An 18307-nucleotide genomic window follows, 5' to 3' on the forward strand; every position below is an offset into this window, starting at 1 on the left:
AGTGAGCCTGCCGCCCAAAAAGGCGTCGCGCGTCACCGTTTCATGTTTTACAAAGTCAGCAGGCTGGTCTAGGGACATCATACCCGAAAAGGCCGGTTTTGCGCGACCTTACATGCGCGAAGCCGATAGACTCAATCAATTTTGCCGGTGGCGCGTGTTGGGGTGAATAGACGGTGTCAGTGCTGACTCAGATTAAAGAGGCGCCCATCGCCACCCCGATCGACCGCTTGTTGGCTGCCACGGCCGACGACATGGCCAAGGTCAATGCGCTGATCCTGAGCCGGGCCGACTCCCATGTCGACATGGTGCCCGAACTGGCCCGCTATCTCATTGACAGCGGCGGCAAACGCCTGCGCCCGATGTTGACGGTCGCGGCGGCGCAACTGTTCGGCAAGGGCGAGGGCTCGGCGATCAATTTCGCGGCCGCCGTCGAGTTCATGCACAACGCCACCCTGCTGCACGATGATGTGGTCGACGAGAGCGACATGCGGCGCGGCAAGCCGGCCGCGCGGATGGTCTGGGGCAACAAGGCCTCGATCCTGGTGGGCGACTTCCTGCTCGGCCAGGCCTTCATGATGATGGTGGAGACCCGCGACATCGATTCGCTGGGTGTGCTGTCGGCAGCTTCCGCGGTGATGGCTGAAGGCGAAGTGTTCCAGCTGTCCAAAACCGGCGACCTGACCACGACCCCGGCCGATTATGCCGAAGTCATTCGCGCCAAGACCGCCGTGCTGTTTGAAGCGGCCTGCGAGGTCGGCGCCATCGCCGGTGGCGCCGACGCCGCCGGCCGCAAGGCACTGGCCAGTTACGGGCTGGAGCTGGGCAATGCCTTCCAGCTGGTTGACGATGCGCTCGATTATGGCGGCCAGGCCGGCACGCTGGGCAAGAATACCGGCGATGATCTGCGCGAAGGCAAGATGACCCTGCCGATCATTCTGGCGCTGGCCGAGGGCAGTCAAGCCGAACGCGAAACCATTGCCAGTGCCCTGGGCGATGCCGAGGCCACCGCCGAGCAGGTTGCCGAGGTGGTGGCAATTCTGAACCGGCTGGAAACGCTGCCGCGCACCCTGGCGCAGGCCCATGCCCATGCCCGCGCCGCGCAGCAGGCCCTTGAGGTCCTGCCCGCCTCGGAATTGCGCACCCTGCTCATTGACGTTGTCGAATTCAGCGTGCTGCGCGCCTATTAGGTGCCCGGCAGCAGCAGCGGCGCGGCAGCCACCCAGTGTTCGGGGTTGTGTTGGCGCATCAATTGCGCGGCCTGATGGGCCTGGCCGCTTGAGCCGAACAGGCCGAACACCGTAGCGCCCGAACCCGACATGCGGGCGAGCATGCAGCCCTGGGTCTGGGCCAGATGATCAACAATCTCCCCGATTACCGGCACCAGCTTGACCGCTGGCGGCTGCAGGTCATTGCGTGTTTCAGCCAGCCAGATACCGAGCTGGACCGGCCGGGTCAGCGGCGCGGGCACGGCGGGCAGCGGATAATTGTCGTGCGCCCGCAGGCGACGAAAAACATCGGCCGTGGCCAGCGGCACCATGGGATTGACCAGCACGACATGCAGTTGCGGAAAGTCGGTCAGCGGCTGCAGCAGTTCACCAATGCCGCGCGCCAGCAGCGGCGCCGAGATCAGGCAGGCGGGCACGTCAGCGCCGAGCCGGGCTGCCAGATCGGAGAGTTCAGGCACGGCAATGGGGTGGCGCGACTGCGACACCATCAGGCGCAGGGCGGCAGCGGCGTCCGCCGAGCCGCCGCCGATCCCGGCTGCCACCGGCAGGTTCTTGGTCAGGCGCAGGGCCAGGCCGGTTGCCACCGCATCGGGCCAACGTGCCCGGAAGGCCGCTACGGCGCGCGAGACCAGATTGGTCTCCCCCGCCCCCAGCCCCCGGGCGAAGGGCCCGACAATGGTCAGTGAATCGGTTGCGGCCGGCATGGCCTCGATTTCGTCAGCGAGCGCGGCGAAGACAACCAGGCTTTCGAGGTCGTGAAAGCCATCCTCCCGCCGCCGCGTCACATGCAGCGCCAGATTGATCTTGGCGGGGGCGATCTGAATGGGCGGCTCGACCACGCCGGGGCTATTCAGTTGCGTTTCCTGCCGTCAGGCCATCAGCCAGCTTCCGGGCCACCCGTTCCTTGACATGGCCATCCTCATCCATTGCCGCTGCAACATTCCACTGGAAACGCGCCTCGAGCTGGCGACCTGCCGTCCAGTAGGCATCGCCCAGATGATCGTTGAGTTCGGGGTCGTTGGGCCGCAGCAACACGGCGCGCTCAAGGGTCTGCACGGCCTCATCGATGCGGCCGAGCTTGTAGAAGGCCCAGCCCAGCGAATCGACGATATAGCCATCCTGGGGCTGAGCCTCGACGGCCTTCTGGATCATCGCCAGCGCCTCTGTGAGATGCATGTCCTGATCGATCCAGCTGTAACCAAGATAGTTCAGCACCGCCGGCTGGTCAGGATTGAGCTCCAGCGCCCTGAGGAAATCGGTTTCGGCCTCGGGCCACTGCTTGGCACGCTCATAGGCAATGCCCCGCACATAGAAAAAGCGCCAATCGGTCGGGTGGTCGCCACCGGTGATCGCCAGGGCCTTGCTATAGGCAGCCGCCGCTTCGGGGTATTGCTCGTCATAACGCAGCATGTCGCCATAGACCGATACGGCGTCGAGATCATCAGGCCGGGTAGCCACGATATTGCCCAGGCGGCGCAAGGCCTCGGCGCGGTCGCCCTGCGCATCAAGGTTCTGCGCGATGCGCACCACCGCTGTTGGCTTCATTGCCGAGGTCACCGGCACCCCATCATAGATGCGGCTGGCGGCGTCATGCTGGCCAGCAGCATCGAGCAACTCGCCCAGCGCCAGGGAAATCACATCGGCATTGGGGTCGAGATAGAGCCCCACGCGCAGGAACACCAGCGCCAGGTCAAGGCTGCCGTCGCGCGACAGGGCAACGCCGATACCATGGAACATTTCGGCGGCGCCGACCTGCACATTGGATGCAAATATGCCGGGACGCTGCCCAGCCTCGATCTGCTCGCGCACCAGGGTGACGATGGGGTGGCTCAATCCCTGGCCTTCGAATTCGGCAATAACGTCCCTGGCCTCGTCAAAGCGTCCGGCATTGGCCAGGACGCGGGCATAGACCTCAACGATGCGGGCCACGTAGGGCTCGGCCTCGAAGGCCTGGGCGGCCAGATCGATGGCCTCTTCGGTTTCGCCCGCCACCTGCGCCATCAAGGCGCGGTGGAAGACCAGAAAATCGTTCAACCCGGTCTGCCCGAGGCTGTCGAGCATGGCGTCGGCTTCGGCCTTGCGATTGCCGCCCACCAGGGCCCAGGAGCGCAGAATGCTGGCCGTGATGCCGGTAAAGCTATCCTGCCCGATGGCGCCCAGCTGGCGCTCGGCGGCATCGTAGCGGCGCTCCTTGAGCGCCTCGCTGGCTACCACCAGTTCGGCCAGCTCATTGCTGGGATCGAGTTCCAGCAGATGCTTGGCGGTGGAGGCTGCCTGTCCGATCTGCCCATCGGCGGCAAAGGCGATGAAGGCGCGTTCAACCAGCACCGGGTTCTGCCAATCGGCCTGGGCTGCCTGGTACAAATAGCGCGCTGCCTCGTCAGTGCGCAAATCCTGCAGCGCCTGCTGGCCCGCCAGATAGGCACCGGTGACACTGGCCCGCAGCATGGGCAGCAGATCAAAACTGGTTCGGGTGTCCGATTGGGCCGTCTGCATGGACGGGGCCGATAGCGCGGCCTGACCTGCCGATGTTGCCAGCAGAATGGCCATCAGGGCCGGACGCACGAAGCGGTTCAGATGCGATGTCACGACGATGTATTCTCCCTTGGCCCACGGGGCCCATTCTGGCGTCAAAGATTGGCCGTTTTGGGACCGCGCCGCAAGGCCGCCCGCGCGAGCGTGATGACGGTGTCCGGCTACATGCCGCTGTAATTGGGGCCGCTGCCCCCTTCTGGCGGCACCCAGGTGATGTTCTGGGCCGGATCCTTGATGTCACAGGTCTTGCAGTGCACGCAATTGGCAGCGTGAATGCGAAACACCGGGGCCCCGCCCTCCTCGGCCATTTCATAGACGCCGGCCGGGCAATAGAGCGGCGCCGGTTCGCCATATTTCGGCAGATTGTCGCGCACCGGCACCAGGGGATCGGCCAGTCTGAGGTGAACCGGCTGGTCTTCATCATGCGCCAGATTGGCAAGATAGACCGAAGAGGCCCGATCAAAGGTCAATTTGCCATCGGGCCTGGCGTAGGTCCTTGCGGGGGCGGCGGCCTTGGGCTTGAGCCCGGCAAAGTCGGGTTTGTCATGCCGCAAGGTGCCGAGCAGTGAACGACCCAGAAGGGCTGAAGACCACATTTCGAGGCCGCCCGCCAGCGCGCCGAGCACCGTGCCCAGCCGCGACCAGAGCGGCTTCACATTGCGCACGCCCCTGAGTTCGTCGGCAATGCCAGTCTGCAGCACGCGCTCGCTGAGGTCGGCGATGAGGTCGTGCTGGCGGCCCTGGGTGATGGCACTGGCCACCGCGTCGGCGGCCCCGATGCCGGATAGGATGGCATTGTGGATGGCCTTGAGGCGGGGCGCATTCATGAACCCGGCGGCGCAGCCGATCAGACCGCCGCCGGCAAAAGCCAGCGTGGGAATCGATTGCCAGCCGCCGGCGGTGACGGCGCGCGCGCCATAGCTGATGCGGGTCGCGCCATCGAGCAGGGACGCCACCGATTTGTGGGTCTTGAAGCGCTGGAACTCGTCAAAGGGTGACAGGGTGGGGTTCTGATAGTCCAGATAGGTCACCTGCCCGACATAGAGCTTGCGATCTTGGGCGTGATAGACAAAGCCGCCGCCGGCCGTGCGGTTGTCGAGCGGGAAGCCGAGATAATGGTCGACCTGGCCGGGCTGGTGCTTGTCGGCGGCAATCTCCCAGACTTCCTTGATGCCCAGCCCGTATTTCTGCGGGTCGTTCGCCAGCTCGAAATCGGCGATGATTTTCTTGGCAAGCGAGCCGCGCGCGCCCTCGGCGATCAGCGTATATCTGGCTTCCAGCGCAATGCCCTCGGCAAAGCCGGGCTTGGGACTCCCCGCTGCATCACGGCCGAGATCGCCCGTAATAATGCCACGCACGGGCGCGCCGCCGCCGCCCAGCACATCGACCGCTGCGGTCATGGGGAAAATATCGACACCCAGTTCGGCGGCCTGCTCACCGAGCCAGCGCACCAGATTGCCCAGGCTGACGATCACGGCGCCGGGGGTCTTGAGCTGCGGTGGCATCAGCCAGTGGGGAAAGGCGAAATCGGCCGTCTCGGTCAGCAGGTGATAGGTGTCCCGGGTGACATCGGGGCCCACCGGCGCGCCCTTGAGGCGCCAATCGGGGATCAGTGCATCGAGCCCGCGCGGGTCCATCACCGCGCCCGAGAGGATATGGCCGCCCAGTTCGGCGGATTTCTCGACCACGGTCACAGCCAGTTCGGGGTGACGCTGCTTGAGGCGGATCGCGGCGGCCAGTCCGGATGGGCCGGCGCCAACAATCAGCACATCGGTGGAAAGAGTTTCGCGCGTGCCCGCCTCTGCCATATACAATGCCCCCGTGAGCTCTGACGCGGCTGGCCGCGCCAAACGGGCTGTGACATAACAGAGAACATGACCCAAGATCACCCGCTAAATCACGACGAGATGCTCGCCGTGCTGGATTGGTATCGCGCCGCCGGCGTGGATATTGCCGTGGGCGAAGCGCCGGTCGACCGTTTCGCGCAGCGCCCGCCCGCCCGGGTGACGCCTGCTGCGGTGGCCGCGCCGGTCGCGGCAGCATCGCCCGGATCACAGCCCGTACAGCGCGCTGCCGAGGCACCGGTTCTTGGCGGCGACCCGTCAGAAGCCCGCAGTCTGGCGGCTTCAGCCAAGACGCTGGATGAGTTGCAGGCCATATTGGGCCGCTATGATGGCTGCGGGCTGAAATTGCGCGCCACCCAGCTGGTGTTTGCCGATGGCAATCCCGAGGCCGACATCATGCTGATCGGCGAGGCCCCAGGGGCCGAGGAGGATCGTCAGGGCAAGCCGTTTGTCGGCAAATCCGGACAGTTGCTCGACCGCATGCTGGCGGCCATCGGGCTGGATCGCACCAAAGTCTATATCGCCAATACCGTGCCATGGCGGCCGCCCGGCAATCGCACCCCGACGCCCGAAGAGCTGGCGCTGTGCCTGCCCTTCCTGCAGCGACAGGTCGAACTGGTGGCCCCCAAACTGGTGATGACGCTGGGCGGGCCGGCCATGCAGACGATTTTTGACACCACTGCCGGCATCATCAAGATGCGCGGCAAGTGGGAGAACCTGGCCATTGGCAACCATCAGGTTGAGGCCATCCCCACGCTGCACCCGGCCTATCTGCTGCGCAATGCACGGGCCAAGGAGCAGGCCTGGGCGGATATGCTCAGCCTCAAACTCAAGATCATCGCGCTCGGGCTGGACGGCTAGGGCCGAGGTCGGCCGGAAAATTGGGGGGCATGGCCGGTTTTCCATTGCACCGCAGGCGGAAGGCCGCACTAATGTCACCGTTGCGTGATTTGCAGCGTTATTCCCGTCCCGCACAGTCGAAAGCGTCATGGCCTCGGTAATCAAGATCTACGCCCTGTTCATGGGCTCTGCCCTACTGATGTTTGGCGGCGGGCTGCAGGGGCTGCTGCTCTCGGTGCGCGGCGCCGAGGAAGGCTTTTCCCTGCTGGCGCTGGGCCTGATCGGCACTGGGTGGTCGGTCGGTTTCGTCGCCGGCTCCATCACCGTGCCCATGGTGGTGCGCAAGGCCGGGCATATCAGGGCGTTTTCGGTGATGGCGGCCATCGGCACCATTACCATTCTGCTCAACCTGCTCTGGGTCAACGATATCAGCTGGATCGTGCTGCGCGCCCTGTCGGGGTTCTGCTTCGCCGGGGCGGCGATGATCGTGGAGAGCTGGCTCAACGAAGTCGCCGAAAACAAGAGCCGGGGCACGATCTTTTCCATCTATGTCACCATCAACATGGCCGCCTCGACGCTGGGTCAGGTGGCCATGTCGGTCACCGGCACGGCGGGCTATGTGCCGTTCGTGATCGGCGCCATCGCCTTTGCCTGCGCCATTCTGCCGACGGCGATGACCTCAAGCCCGCAGCCACGGCCGCTGTCGTCGGCCAGGATCGATATCGGTCTGCTCTACCGCACCTCGCCGGTGGCCGCGATTGCCGCGTTCTCGGTCGGCATGGCCAATGGTTCATTCGGCACGCTGGCGCCGGTCTATGGCTATCAGCGCGGGCTCGACGCCAGCGGCATCGCGCTGTTGTTCGCCATAGCCGCGATTCTGGGCGCGGTGGCGCAGATCCCGTTTGGCAGGCTGTCGGACCGCATTGACCGCCGCATCGTGATGATCGGCCTGTCGGGCTTTGCCTCGATTGTCGGCATCCTCACCGTGCTGATCAATCCCGAAGCGGGCTGGGGCATGTATGTGCTGTTTGCCGCCTATGGCTTTGCCGCCAACCCGATCTATGCCGTCGCTGTCGCGCACGCCAATGACTATGCCAGGGATGGCGAGTTCGCCAAGATCGCCGGCGGCATGCTGCTGATCCTGGGCATCGGGCTGGCGATTGGTCCGGTCGTCTCCTCGCTGATCATGAATGCCTGGTCGCCGGTGGGGCTGTTCCTGGTCACCGCCACCTTCCACGGCGCCCTGGCCGGAACCGCCTTCCTGCGCATGCGCATCCGCAAGAGCGTGGACGCCGCCGACCGCGCGCCATTCCAGCCCATGGGCAATGACCGCCAGGTGACGCCGGAGAGCATTGTGCTCGATCCACGCAGCGACGGCGACGAGATGGAAATGCGGGTCGACGAAGAGCCGGTGCCGGACGAGTTGGCCGGGTTGAATGATGAGGAGAGCCCCGATGTTCAAGACCGAACGATTTGAGGATCGGGAATTCAAGCCCCTTTCCATCGCTGTCATCGCCGTGTCCGACACGCGAACCCTCGAGACTGATACCGGCGGCGCCCTGCTGAAGTCGCTGCTGGAGGCCGATGGGCACCGCTGCGCCGAGCGGGTAGTGGTGCGCGACGATATCCAGCTGATTCGCCAGTCCGTGCAGGGCTTTGTCGCCGACCCGGGCGTTGACGTTATCCTGACCACCGGTGGCACCGGATTTTCCGGTCGTGACGTGACCCCTGAAGCGGTCGAGCCGCTGTTCGACAAGCGGATGGACGGCTTTTCGGTACTGTTCCACCAGTATTCGGCGACCACGGTGGGCACCAGCTCGCTGCAGTCGCGCGCCACCGGCGGGCTGATCGGCACGACCTTCGTGTTCTGTCTGCCGGGTTCGCGCGGCGCCTGCCGCGACGCCTGGGAGGGTATTCTTACCCATCAGCTCGATTACCGGCACAAGCCCTGCAACTTCGTCGAACTGATGCCCCGGCTGGACGAGCGCTGAGCGCCCCAACAGGAGCGGGATAAAAAAACGGCGCCCCGCGGGGCGCCGTTGACGTTTGGGCTAGTGACCCATGCCCGGCATGTTGTTCTCCGGCTTGCGAACCATGAAGGCGGTGACGATGGCGAACAGGGAAATCACCGCCCCGACCAGAAACGCCAGCTGAATGCCGCCGGCCAATGCGCTCACCGGCTCCAGCCCATCTGCCGCCAGACTGGCCGTGCGAATGGTCATCAGGGCCACGAACAGGGCAATGCCCGCCGCCCCGGCGACCTGTTGCACCGAGCCCAGAATGGCGCTGCCATGAGAGTACATGTCCATCCGCACCGAGCCCATTGCGGCGGTGAACAGGGGCGTGAAGATCAGGGCAAGGCCGACGCTGATGATGATATGGCCGGTCAGAATGGCCCAGACCGAGGTGTGCTGATCGACCCGGGTCAAGGCCCACAGGACCAGCGACACCAGTGCCGTGCCCGGCACCAGAAGCCTGGTCGGGCCGATGCGGTCATAAAGCCGCCCCACCGAAGGCGCCAGCAGGCCCATCAGCAAGCCGCCGGGCAGCAGCAGGAGCCCGGTCTGCAGCGTGTCTATGCCCAATACGTTCTGGGTATAGATGGGCAGCAGAATCACCACGCCGAACAGCGCCATCATGGCGATGGCCATGGTCAGCACCGAAACGGTGTAATTGCGGGACTGGAACGTGCGCAGATCGAGCAGCGCCTTGTCCTGCCGTGCCAGACCGATCTGGCGCCAGATGAACACCACCATGGCCACCACACCGATCACCAGCGGCAGCCAGATCGGGAAGGCGGCCCCCGCCTGCTCGCCTTCGCCCAGGCTGGACAGGCCATAGACCAGGCCACCAAAGGCCAGCGCGGAGAGGATCACCGAGACAATGTCGAGCGGCGCATAGCGCGGCGTGGTGACGTTCTGCATCTTGCGCGCCCCCAGGGCCAGCGCCGCCAGGGCGATGGGCAGCATCAGGATGAACATCCAGCGCCACTCGAAATTGGCCAGGATGAAGCCGCCAATGGTCGGGCCGATGGCGGGCGCCACCGAGATGACGATGGAGATATTGCCCATGGTCTTGCCGCGGGTTTCCGGCGGCACCAGGGTCATCACCGTGGTCATCAGCAGCGGCATCATGATGGCGGTGCCGACGGCCTGGATGACGCGGCCGAAAATCAGCAGCTCGATGCCCGGCGCAGCGGCGCAGATCAGCGTGCCAGCGGTAAAAACCGCCATGGCCAGCATGAAGATCGGGCGGGTGTTCATGCGCTGCAGCAGAAAGCCGGTAATCGGAATGACGATGGCCATGGTGAGCAGGAAGGCGGTGGTCAGCCACTGCGCCATATTGGCCTGGATACCCAGATCAGCCATCAGATGGGGGATGGCCACGCTCATCATCGTCTCATTGAGAAAGACGACGAAAGTGGAGCCCAGCAGCAGGGCAATGACCAGTTTGTTGCGCGCCGCGTTGTCGGCAGGTGCCAGCGCGCCCGGCAGCGCGGAGTCGGTGAATTGTGCTTCGGTCGTCATCAATGATTTCCCTCGGATCGGCAGGCGTCGTCAGGATGACGAACGGCCCCAGTCATATTCGACGTGGTCTTGAACTATTCCTGTGACATCGGCTGTCAGCAGAACGCTCAATCGCGGCGGCGACACCGCTGCGCAGCATCAAGGTGGCATGCGCTGGCCGGCTCGCGATGACGCGGATGTGATTGGCAGGGCGCTTGGCATAGTCGGGTTCGACGCACTCGTCTATTCGTAGCTGTGCGGACCGGGTTTGTTGGATCGATGCTGTTGCCGCCGCGCTACACCAGTGTCGGCGATCCGGTTAATGTTCTTGTTCTGTTCCAATGGAACTGCTACATCACTGAAGCGTTGTTCAGTCACGATTCGACTGCTCCAACCTCGGCAGGAGATGTTCGCATGGCCCTCTATCAAGCTCCGTCATTTGAAGCCCTCGAGCGGCTGAGCCGCAGTCGCGACGCCGATCTGGCGCGGCGCGAGCTGCTCGACGTGGACCGCATTCGCGGCCGCGGCGCGCAGAGCAATCGCAGTGGCCGCTTTGAAAAGCAGACCCGCGAATCCTTCGACGATGGCTGGGACAATGTCGAGCCGCTGTCGATCTTTGAGACGGTCGAGCATGCAGAGCGCGCCAAGACCATCATCACCTCCAATGACAGTCCCGACATCGGCTTCGAGCGCTCGATCAACGCCTATCGTGGCTGCGAGCATGGCTGTTCCTATTGCTATGCCCGGCCAACGCACGCCTTTCTGGGCCATTCGGCCGGGATCGAGTTCGAGCGCGATATCTATGTGAAGACCAATGCCGTCGAGGCGCTGCGGGCTGAGCTGTCGGCCAAGAGCTATCGGGTCAAGCCCATTGCCATGGGCACCAATACCGACCCCTACCAGCCGGCCGAGCGCAAGCACAAGCTGACGCGCGGCATTCTCGAGGTGATGCTGGAGACCAGGCATCCGGTGATGATCACTACCAAGTCCTCGCTGATCATCCGCGATCTCGACCTGCTGAGCGAACTGGCCAAGCTGGGCCTGGTCAAGGTCGCCATTTCGATGACCTCGATGGACCACAAGCTGAGCCGCCGCATGGAGCCGCGCGCCTCCTCCCCGGCCCGCCGGCTGGAAGCCATCCGGCTGCTGAGCGAAGCCGGCGTGCCGGTGGCGGTGTTTGCCTCGCCGATGATCCCGGCGATCAACGATATGGAGCTCGAACGCATTCTCGATGCCGCCGCGGCACAGGGGGCGAGCAGTGCCCAGATGATCCTGCTGCGCCTGCCCGGCGAAGTGCGCGACGTGTTCCGCGAATGGCTGCTGCGGCATTTCCCCGATCGGGTGCGCCATGTGCTGTCGCTGGTGCGCGATACGCGCGGCGGCAAGGATTATGACAGCCGCTTCGGCACCCGCATGACGGGCGAAGGCCCCTATGCCACGCTGCTGCGGCAGCGCTTCGACAAGGCGCGGGAGCGCTATGGGCTCGATGGCAAGCTGCCCGGCCTGCGCAGTGACCTGTTCACGCCGCCCCAGCTCGAAAGCGCGCAGATGAGCCTGTTCTAGGCCCGGCCCTGGGCGGTGGCGGGCCTGCGCAGCCAGGTGCCGATGAAGTCCAGCACGGCCGGATCGTCATAGCCATCAGCGGAGAGCACCGCGCCGGCGGCGCGCAATTGCGCATCGTCGAGGCTGGTGCGCATGCCGATAGTGGCCAGACCGGCGGCGGTTGCCGAGGCGATGCCGGTGCGCGAATCCTCGAAGGCGACCGAAACGGCGGCATCGGCGCCGAGCAACCGCAGCCCTTCGAGATAGGGCAGCGGATGGGGCTTGCCATGCGCCAGTTCCGCGCCGATCACCAGGGCCTTGAAGCGATGGGTGATCCCAAGCCCGTCAAGGATCAGCTCGGCATTGGCGCGCGGCGCATTGGTCACTGCCGCCATTGCGATACCGGCGGCATCGGCCAGATCGAGCAGGGCAAACAGCCCGGGGACAGCGTGGATGGAGGAAGCTGCCAGATCGCGGAACAGCGCTTCCTTGGCATCGAGCACGGCCATGCCTTGGGCGGGAGACAGACCGGGCAGCAGCGTGCGGGCAATGTCGACATTGGCCAGCCCCTGCAGTTCGCGGGCAAAGCGTGCGCGGTCGAAATGGTGACCGAAGGGCGCAAAGGCGCGGTTGAAGGCCTCCAGGTGCACCGGATCGGTATCGGCCAGCGTGCCATCGATATCAAACAGCAGCGCGGCGCCGGGCGTCGGGGTCATGAAGGGTTCCGGGGTTTCTGGAAGGGGCGTGGCTAGTATTGGGCGACCTTGCGGGCGAACGCGGCCATGAAATCGAGCGAGGCGAGCACGCCCCGCAGCGACAGTCGCACCGTATGGGTGCTGCGTTCGGCGCTGGCGGCATCTATCAAGGGGACGGTCAGGGTCATGGCATTGCGCTGTTTCATCTTCTCAAGCACCTCCGCCGTGCGGGCGGGGTCGACCACAAAGAACTGATTGAGCGTATTGTGGCGGGTTTCGAGGTCGCTGGCAAAATCGAGGCGTATGGTGGTGTCCCCGGCAAAGCTCAGCTCCAGCATTCCGCTGGTGTCGGTCTGCGCGTCATCAGCAGCAATGGTCACGGCAATATCGTGCGCACCAGTCAGGCGATTGCGCAGCACGGTCAGCTTGTAGGCTGGCTGGCCGGCGCTGTTGAATTGTTGGCTGCCGGTGCTGGCAAAGCAGGAATAGCCATAATAATCAGCCGCCCCCTCGTCGATCACATCAGGGCACGCCGCCAGCCAGTCGCGATGATATTCGCGCCATTCGCCAAAGGGATGATGGAAGGGCTCGGCGGCGATAGGGACTGCGCAGGCAAAAGCAGCGAAAAGTACGATGCCGGTCCGGAAAATCATCTGTTTCTCTTGTTCTGGTGCCCCCCGGCAGCCGCTACTATACCCATAGCCTGGGCTCGTCACAGGGTTAAGTCAGGGAGATCGACATGATTGTCACCGCGCACAAGGGTATCGTCATCTGCGAACTCCCGCCCGAGGGCGGCCTGCTGGGGGCAGACCTGACCGGCCCCGACCTCATCGGGGAGACCTATGCCGCCGACCCCGACATCATTGTCGTGCCGGTGTCCCGGCTGGCGCCCGGCTTTCTCGATCTGCAAACGCGCCTTGCCGGCGAGGTGTTCCAGAAGATGGAACAATATGGCCGGCGCCTGGTGATCCAGGGCGACATTGCCACCGCCATTGCGTCCAGCAGGGCGCTGCACGATTTCGTCCACGAGACCAACCGCCGCGGCCACCACCTGTTCGTGCCCGATGGTGAAGTTCTGCTCGCCCGGCTCGCTTGACTTGAACAGCGCCAGGACGATGCTGCGACCATGCTGATCGATTCGCCGCCCCAGACCGCTCCCGACTACAGCCATGAGGCCTGGCTCCAGGCCCGGGGCGCCCGCGTGGTTGCCGGTGTCGACGAGGCGGGACGCGGCCCCCTGGCCGGTCCGGTCGTGGTGGCGGCAGTGGTGCTCGACCCGGCCGCCATTCCCGCCGGGCTCAATGATTCCAAAAAGCTCAGCCAGGAGCAGCGCGAAATCCTGTTTGAGCTGGTGTTCGCTTCGGCCCTGGCGATCAGTGTGGTGGTGGCCCCGCCGTCGATCATCCTGGCGCGCAATATTCGCGGCGCGACGCTGTGGGGCATGGCCCAGGCCGCCTGCGGGCTCAGCCTGCGGCCGGACCGGGTATTGATTGATGGTCGTGACGTGCCGCTGGGCCTGCCCTGCGATGGGCTGGCGCTGATTGGCGGCGATGGTCGCAGCGTGTCGATTGCCGCCGCCTCGATTGTCGCCAAGGTGACGCGCGACCGGATGTGCGCGATCATGGATTGCGACGCGCCGGCCTTCGGCTTTGCCGGGCACAAGGGCTATGGCACCCCCCGGCACATGACGGCACTGAGTGAACATGGCCCCTGCCGGCACCATCGCGAGGCCTTTGGCCCGGTGACCCGGGCCCGGTTGCGGCGTCTGGCGGGCTAGCGGCGCAGCCGTTAACCCCCTGCTAACCCTACGCAAAAACGCTCCATTAACTCTGCGGCGCTATAACGGGCGTGTTAGTATTGCGTTAGGGTTAAGTGAATGTTGCGTACCGCGCGTATGGCTCCAGAAGCCGCTGCGGAAGAGGCTTCGCGTCTTCCGATCGATTCCATTCTGGTGGGTGATTGCATCGACCACATGAACGCTTTGCCGGCTGGCTCGGTGGATCTGGTGTTCGCGGATCCGCCATACAATCTGCAGCTCGAACAGGGCCTGACCCGGCCCGACCAGAGCAAGGTTGATGCGGTGGACGATGAGTGGGACAAGTTCGACAGCTTTGCCCACTACGACAAATTTACCCGCGCCTGGCTGAAAGCGGCGCGCCGGGTACTCAAGCCCGATGGCGCCCTGTGGGTGATCGGCAGCTATCACAATATTTTCCGGGTCGGCGCAGCGCTGCAGGATCTGGATTACTGGATGCTCAATGACGTGATCTGGCGCAAAGCCAATCCGATGCCCAATTTCCGCGGCACGCGCTTCACCAATGCGCATGAAACGCTGATCTGGGCCGCCAAGAGCCAGAAGAGCCGCGTCACCTTCAATTATGAAGCCATGAAACTGGCCAATGATGACACGCAGATGCGCAGCGATTGGCTGTTTCCGATCTGCACCGGCACCGAACGGCTCAAGAATGACGACGACGAGAAGGTGCATCCGACCCAGAAGCCGGAAGCCCTGCTGTTCCGCATTCTGAACGCGACCACCAAGCCGGGCGATGTGGTGCTCGACCCGTTCTTCGGCACCGGCACCACTGGCGCTGTCGCCCGCAAGCTGGGACGCCACTTCATCGGTATCGAGCGCGAAGACAGCTATATCAATGCCGCGCTCAAGCGCATTGCGGCGATCCGGCCGGGCGTCTTCGAGGCGCTGCAGTCGGTGACACCCAAACGCAAGGAAGTCCGCATTCCGTTCGGTTCGCTGATCGAGCAGGGATTAATCGAGCCGGGCGCGCAACTCTTTGACCTGAACAAACGTTACTCTGCCATGGTTCGTGCTGACGGCTCACTCGTCTCAGGTTCCCACCAAGGTTCGATCCACAAGGTCGGGGCATTGGTTCAGGGGGCAGAGGCATGCAACGGGTGGACATTCTGGCACCACGAACAATCCGGTCGCCCGACCCCAATCGATAACCTTCGGATCGGTATCCGGGCGAAACTAGAATTGATGTCGGCCTGATTTTGACCTCCAATCATTCAGGATCCGCTTGGACCGCCGGTTTGCCCCGGCGGTCTTTTTTTGTTGGTGCCACGCCACAAATTCGGTCGCAATTAAGCCAATACGACGCAATACCGGACGCTTCTGTTAACGCCCGGCTGGCACCATGGGGCCAGCAGAAGCGGGATAGAGGTTAGTGACAACACTTGTTGGCTTGAACATCGTGATCGCTGCGGTGCTTGGCGTGCTGGCGCTGCTATGCGCGGCTGCGAGTGTCACGCTGGGTCGCAATGCGACATTGGCCTGGGTGTCCGGAGCCCTGGTCAATGGCACGGTGCAGACACTGATCCTCACCTTTGGTGCCGGCACGGCAATCGAGTTCTTTTCCGCTGCGGTGCTCGCGCCGCTGGGTTTTCTGCTGGCGGGGCAGGCCATCGCGGCGCTGGTACCCGGTCTGCCCGGTCGACGCATGGTGATTGCCACCGTCGCCACGCTGTCCGCCACAGCCGTCATGCTGTGCTGGTTTGGCGCCCCCATCGCAGCACAGGCGGCAGCGTTCGAGCTGGCCTGCATCGTGGCGATGCTCGACGCCGCGTGGCGGTTGCAGCAGCGCGCATTTGGTCAATCGCACTTGCTGACTGCCCTGACCATCATGGTCTATGTGCTGGCCGGGTTCACGGTGCTGCGTCTGGCAGCGCTGCCGGTGCATATCGGGGCGGACGTCACCTTCCTCAGCTTCAGCAGATCCGGCAGCGAGGCGCTGTTTCTGAGTGCCGCCAGTCTGCTTACGCCCATCATCATCATCCTGCTGCTGGCGCGCGTCATCACCGCGACCATCGAGACCTTCCAGCACCAGTCTGAGCACGACAGCCTGACCGGGCTGTTCAACCGGCGCATGATGGATGCCATGACTGCCGAATACGGGCGGTCCGGCGCGGTGATCTTTTGCGACATCGACCATTTCAAGCGGGTCAACGATCTGTACGGGCATGAGGCAGGCGACCAGGTTATCCGCAGCTTTGCCCTGTTGCTGAACCATAGCGGCCATGTCGCGGGGCGCATCGGGGGCGAGGAATTCGCGCTGCTGCTGCCCGGCTGCGCGGCCCAGGAGGCGGCCGATATCGCCGAGAGCATCCGCATCGCTTTCCACCAGCTCACCCACGCGACGCTGCCCGAGGATGAGCGTCTGAGTGCCAGTTTCGGGGTTGCGGTACACAAGGCCAGTGAGCCGGTCCGCAAGGCGTTCGCGCGGGCCGATTCGGCGCTTTATGCGGCCAAGGCTGCGGGGCGCAACCGCGTCGTCGTTCACAATCCCCACGGTCACGTGCCGGGCACGGGCAGCTATGGCGAGCAGCGCGCTGCGTGAAGGGCGTTCCGCTGGGGTGTAGCGCCAGCCACTTCCGCAAAATCATGATCACCGTCTGGAAGATGGGTTGCTTGATCCCTACATCAGGGCAGGCACTTTAATGATCGGAACAGTGCGGGCGGATTTTTGCTGCCTGCCGTTCAGTTTGTTGCCCCCGCGTCCGCGCGCCCGCCGCGCATTGACCCAGCACTTCACCACAAGGACTTCACCATGCGCGCAGCAATCTATGACCATTTCGGAAATCCCGCTGACGTTACCCAATTGCGCGATGTCGCCCCGCCGGACCCCGGCAAGGGTGAAGTGCGCATCCGCACGATCCTGTCGTCCATCCACAATCACGATCTGTGGACCACGCGCGGCAGCTATGGCTACAAGCCTGCCCTGCCGGCCATTGGCGGCACTGAGGCGGTCGGCACTATCGATGCCGTTGGTGAAGGCGTCGATGCGGCGCTGGTTGGCAAGCGCGTCACCGCAGCTGGCATTCATGGCACCTGGGCAGAGTTCTTCATCGCCCCGGCCAATGGCGTGGTTCCCCTGCCCGACGCAATTTCGGATGAAGCGGCAGCCCAGCTGATCGCCATGCCATTCAGCGCCATTTCGCTGCTCGATTTCCTGACCGTCACGAAGGGCGACTGGATCGTCCAGACCGCCGCCAATGGCGCCGTGGGCAAGGTAATGGCCGCACTGGCGGCCGAGCGCGGCATTCACCTGGTCAATCTGGTGCGCCGGCACGAGGCGGTGCAGGCACTGGCCGATCTGGGCATGACCAATATCGTGGTGACTTCGGACGCCGACTGGATCGACCAGGTCAAGGCCATTACCGGCCCTGACGGCGCGCGTGCTGCGGTGGATTCGGTGGGCGGCGCGGTTGGCGCCGGGCTTGTCGAGGTGCTGGGCAATGAGGGCGAACTGGTGGTGTTCGGCACGGCCACTGGCGACCCCATGCCGCTCAATTCGGGCGCCATCATCTTCAAGCACATCACCATCAAGGGGTTCTGGGGCGCCAAGGTCGGCGCCGCCATGGACAATGCGAAGAAGGGCAAGCTGATCGGCGAGCTGGTGACCCTGGCCGCTCAGGGCAAACTGCCCCTGCCCGTCGGCGGCATTTTCGATCTGGCCGATGCGGCCAAGGCCATGGATGCCGCGCTGGTCCCCGGCCGCGCCGGCAAGGTCCTGCTGCGCGCCTGAGGCTCTGCTGCACCCCCACACGATGGGGCGCGCCATAATGGCGGGCCCCGCCCCTGCTGCAAGCTCCGATAGGCCCTTGTTCACCGGCCACATTGGCCATTCGGACGGGATCGCCCGCCTCCAGAAATACGCACCATTTCCATGGCAGAAAGCGACTCCGTTTCAGACACTGCAACTTGGTTGTACTTCACCCGAAAGCCGCCATAGAGTTTCACGCCGCGTTCTAGGCGGAATTAGCGACCTGTCACTAAGAAAGCGAGAGGCCTTAGCTTGAAAAGTACTGGTCGTTTCAATGCGGAATTGAGAGCGTTGCGGTCAAATAGCTATGACCGGTGCCAATCGTGCGGCGCGCAGTTGCCAAAGGATGTAGCTGCATATGCAGGCTATGCGTCTGATGGCGGCGCTCGTTATGTGGGCGAATGCTGCTTCCGGGAGATCGATGAGCTAGCGACGCACGTCTATTGGTGGTGGGAAGCCGACAAGCGCGTTGAACCTAGCACTACCCTATGGCGATACATGGACTGTTCGCCATCAGCACCCATGGCACAGATTCAGGGTTGAGCTTTAAGGAGTGTA

Annotated in this window: 16 protein-coding genes; 10 read left to right on the top strand and 6 right to left on the bottom strand. The window is 64.1% G+C overall.

Features of this window, described 5'->3' with window-relative positions:
• The first annotated feature begins 173 nt into the window (after positions 1-173).
• A complete protein-coding gene (locus ABFY71_RS16200; RefSeq protein ID WP_431021546.1) occupies positions 174-1187 on the top strand; it encodes a polyprenyl synthetase family protein in 1014 nt (337 codons plus the stop codon).
• Here ABFY71_RS16200 and ABFY71_RS16205 read toward each other — a convergent pair.
• The 3 genes from ABFY71_RS16205 to ABFY71_RS16215 all read right to left on the bottom strand — a co-directional run bounded on the left by ABFY71_RS16205 (position 1184) and on the right by ABFY71_RS16215 (position 5569).
• Positions 1184-2065 (bottom strand): 4-(cytidine 5'-diphospho)-2-C-methyl-D-erythritol kinase, encoded by an 882-nt coding sequence (locus tag ABFY71_RS16205; protein ID WP_347946990.1) that lies wholly within the window; start codon positions 2063-2065, stop codon positions 1184-1186. The genes ABFY71_RS16200 and ABFY71_RS16205 overlap by 4 nt on opposite strands.
• Positions 2066-2072: 7 nt before the next feature.
• Positions 2073-3815 carry a tetratricopeptide repeat protein gene (locus ABFY71_RS16210; RefSeq protein ID WP_347946991.1) on the bottom strand — a complete coding sequence of 581 codons (1743 nt, stop codon included), beginning with the start codon at positions 3813-3815 and terminating at the stop codon, positions 2073-2075.
• Positions 3816-3922: 107 nt separating this feature from the next.
• The gene (locus tag ABFY71_RS16215; protein ID WP_347946992.1) at positions 3923-5569 is read right to left on the bottom strand and encodes an electron transfer flavoprotein-ubiquinone oxidoreductase; all 1647 of its coding nucleotides are present in this window, start codon (positions 5567-5569) and stop codon (positions 3923-3925) included.
• A 66-nt stretch (positions 5570-5635) separates the two neighbouring features.
• Here ABFY71_RS16215 and ABFY71_RS16220 point away from each other — a divergent pair, with 66 nt between their 5' ends.
• The 3 genes from ABFY71_RS16220 to moaB all read left to right on the top strand — a co-directional run bounded on the left by ABFY71_RS16220 (position 5636) and on the right by moaB (position 8436).
• Positions 5636-6466: a uracil-DNA glycosylase gene (locus tag ABFY71_RS16220; RefSeq protein WP_347946993.1), complete on the top strand. Its 831-nt coding sequence runs from the start codon at positions 5636-5638 to the stop codon at positions 6464-6466.
• 127 nt (positions 6467-6593) lie between these two features.
• Positions 6594-7922 (top strand): MFS transporter, encoded by a 1329-nt coding sequence (locus ABFY71_RS16225; RefSeq protein ID WP_347946994.1) that lies wholly within the window; start codon positions 6594-6596, stop codon positions 7920-7922.
• Complete coding sequence (gene moaB / locus ABFY71_RS16230; protein ID WP_305578579.1) at positions 7900-8436, top strand: molybdenum cofactor biosynthesis protein B; 537 nt, start codon at positions 7900-7902, stop codon at positions 8434-8436. Before ABFY71_RS16225 ends, moaB begins: the two co-directional genes overlap by 23 nt.
• A gap of 60 nt (positions 8437-8496) precedes the next feature.
• On the opposite strand, the gene ABFY71_RS16235 is transcribed toward moaB, so the two are convergent.
• Complete coding sequence (locus ABFY71_RS16235; RefSeq protein WP_347946995.1) at positions 8497-9972, bottom strand: MDR family MFS transporter; 1476 nt, start codon at positions 9970-9972, stop codon at positions 8497-8499.
• Positions 9973-10365: 393 nt separating this feature from the next.
• Here ABFY71_RS16235 and ABFY71_RS16240 point away from each other — a divergent pair, with 393 nt between their 5' ends.
• Positions 10366-11514 (top strand): PA0069 family radical SAM protein, encoded by a 1149-nt coding sequence (locus ABFY71_RS16240; protein WP_347946996.1) that lies wholly within the window; start codon positions 10366-10368, stop codon positions 11512-11514.
• Here the strand turns inward: ABFY71_RS16240 and ABFY71_RS16245 are convergent.
• The gene (locus ABFY71_RS16245; RefSeq protein WP_347946997.1) at positions 11511-12209 is read right to left on the bottom strand and encodes an HAD family hydrolase; all 699 of its coding nucleotides are present in this window, start codon (positions 12207-12209) and stop codon (positions 11511-11513) included. The genes ABFY71_RS16240 and ABFY71_RS16245 overlap by 4 nt on opposite strands.
• A 32-nt stretch (positions 12210-12241) precedes the next feature.
• Positions 12242-12841: a hypothetical protein gene (locus ABFY71_RS16250; protein ID WP_347946998.1), complete on the bottom strand. Its 600-nt coding sequence runs from the start codon at positions 12839-12841 to the stop codon at positions 12242-12244.
• A gap of 86 nt (positions 12842-12927) precedes the next feature.
• On the opposite strand from ABFY71_RS16250, the gene ABFY71_RS16255 reads away from it, so the two are divergent.
• From ABFY71_RS16255 to ABFY71_RS16275, 5 genes are all read left to right on the top strand, one after another.
• The gene (locus ABFY71_RS16255) at positions 12928-13284 is read left to right on the top strand and encodes a DUF4180 domain-containing protein (RefSeq protein WP_347946999.1); all 357 of its coding nucleotides are present in this window, start codon (positions 12928-12930) and stop codon (positions 13282-13284) included.
• 30 nt (positions 13285-13314) lie between these two features.
• A complete protein-coding gene (gene rnhB / locus ABFY71_RS16260) occupies positions 13315-13965 on the top strand; it encodes a ribonuclease HII (protein WP_347947000.1) in 651 nt (216 codons plus the stop codon).
• A gap of 117 nt (positions 13966-14082) precedes the next feature.
• Positions 14083-15198, top strand: coding sequence for a site-specific DNA-methyltransferase (locus tag ABFY71_RS16265; protein ID WP_347947004.1), 1116 nt, complete (start codon positions 14083-14085; stop codon positions 15196-15198).
• Between the two features lie 175 nt (positions 15199-15373).
• Entirely contained in the window at positions 15374-16543 is a 1170-nt protein-coding gene (locus ABFY71_RS16270; RefSeq protein WP_347947001.1) for a GGDEF domain-containing protein, read from the top strand.
• A 210-nt stretch (positions 16544-16753) separates the two neighbouring features.
• Positions 16754-17731 carry a zinc-binding dehydrogenase gene (locus ABFY71_RS16275; protein ID WP_347947002.1) on the top strand — a complete coding sequence of 326 codons (978 nt, stop codon included), beginning with the start codon at positions 16754-16756 and terminating at the stop codon, positions 17729-17731.
• Positions 17732-18307: the final 576 nt, after the last annotated feature.

Source organism: Devosia alba (assembly GCF_039938915.1).
In the GTDB taxonomy this organism is placed as follows: Bacteria; Pseudomonadota; Alphaproteobacteria; order Rhizobiales; family Devosiaceae; genus Devosia; species Devosia alba.